Here is a 1,705-nt window from a genome sequence, read left to right as displayed (position 1 = left end):
AGCAAAAGTGGACGACTTTTGCGCCGCCCGCCCCGGCAAAATACCGGCGCTACCGTGGCCTAATTTGCAACCGCCCTATACAGTTTCGATCTCGCCTGCGCCGGAGCCCGAGAGGCCTGAGAAATCCCCAGTCTTGATCGCCTCAATCGTGGCGAGGATGTCCCCGAACTCCTGGTCGAGCAGACCGTTCAACTCGTCTTCCATTTCCGTGCGGATGATTTCTGGAAGCTCGGCGAGGCGGGTGAGGGCCTCGTAGGTTCTTTGCAGCTCCGCGAGTTGGTCCGTGAGAAGGCCGAGCTGTTCGCGGAGCTGCGTCAGCTGCTCGTTTTGCAGGATCTCGTCTTCGATCATCTGCCGTAGCTGCTGGATGTTTTGCGCGATGTTCTGGGTGTCGACGACCGGTACACCTTGTGCTGCGGCAGGGGAGAGGGCTCCCAGATGCAGGCCAATTCCAAGCGTTGTGGCCAAGGCCGCTCTCAGAAACTTCCGTCTCATCATTCAATCTCCCTGATCGTAAAATCCATGAACGCGCCTTCGGCCATGCGGGCGCTGGCCTGGGCCAGCTCTTCGGCGGAGAGCACGCGGGTGCGGGCGGCCTGAAGCCGGATGCGGGCGGCCACGAGACGCACCAGTTCGGCGCGGGCATAGGTGTTGAGCGCGACGCTCTCCTGCACGTCCTCGGTTTCGGAAATCCGTTCGACGATATCCGCAATACGTAGGGCGGCTTGCCTGATCGCGGCGGGCGAGTTGTTGCCATAGAAGGCCGCCCCATGACCCGTGATTGAGAGGTTGGCATTGGCCAGAAGCGCGGGGTCGATCGTGCCAAGCGCTTCGATCCCGCCGATACGGCTTAGATAGAGATTGTAGCGTTCAGGGATGACCGACACGTAGGTTATAGGCCGCGAGGGCGTTGATGATGTTGCCATCGAATGTGTTGAGCTGGGTCGCGAGATAGCGCGCGCCGCCATGCACCTGCAGATAGGGGCTGTCATAGTATTCCGGGTTGATGCCCAGATCGCTGGCGGTGCCCGGCATGATCTGGGTGAGACCAAAGGCGCCGACGGGAGACCGTGCCCCAATGGTGAACCGGCTTTCCTGCCAGATCAGCGCTTGCAGCAGCGCGCGCCACTGGACGGGCGAGAGTCCTGCGCGTCCAACACCCGCAAAGCCGCTGGTCTCCTGGGCAACGCGGATGATGAGCTGCTCGATGTTCTCGGCGGCGTCCCCGAACATCTGCGCACCGCCGGGATTGGGATCGATCTCGCCCGTGCCATAGACCGCCGCCACGGCGCGGTCGGGATCGCCGCTGCCGCTTTCCAGCCCCGAGACCATGGCGGGCTCGACGATGTCACGCGCGGTCAGCCCACTGTCATTGGTCGGCACGCCTTGAGACAAGGCGAGACCGGGCAGCAGGCAAAACGCGAGGATATGAGGCAGGCTAGACTTCAACGTCGCCCTCCGGCGCGCCGAGCGGTGCGAAGTGGCAATCCTGGGCTGTCGCTGCCGTCGAGGCGAGAAAGGAAAAGCAATTGGCCTGCGGCTCCCGATACTGGGTGCAGGAGGCCAGCGCGCCGAGTGCAGCCAAAGCGATAAGAATACGGATCATGAAAGCCTCCAGAAGTCTGTAAGCGTTAGCTGAACAGCACCAGCGGTTCAGCTTGACGGCTTGAAGTTCCACGGCAGCAGGTCGTCGAGGCGGCTTTGC

1 protein-coding gene and 2 pseudogenes are annotated in these 1,705 nt (G+C 62.3%); all 3 read right to left on the bottom strand.

Going from position 1 to position 1,705, the window contains the following annotated elements; all coding sequences use genetic code 11:
- Positions 1–81 precede the first annotated feature (81 nt).
- Positions 82–495 (bottom strand): annotated as a pseudogene (locus PMES_RS16155) (type IV secretion system protein); the annotation flags it as partial.
- Positions 495–1,383: pseudogene (locus PMES_RS16955) on the bottom strand (lytic transglycosylase domain-containing protein). The pseudogenes PMES_RS16955 and PMES_RS16155, both read right to left, overlap by 1 nt.
- A gap of 55 nt (positions 1,384–1,438) precedes the next feature.
- The coding region (locus PMES_RS16775) for a hypothetical protein (protein ID WP_236549854.1) at positions 1,439–1,705 on the bottom strand (267 nt) is incomplete at its 5' end.

The organism is Profundibacterium mesophilum KAUST100406-0324, assembly GCF_009835145.1.
Lineage (GTDB): Bacteria > Pseudomonadota > Alphaproteobacteria > Rhodobacterales > Rhodobacteraceae > Profundibacterium > Profundibacterium mesophilum.
Note: the sequence above shows the minus strand (reverse complement) of the source record. Positions and strands in the feature narration are given on the sequence as shown.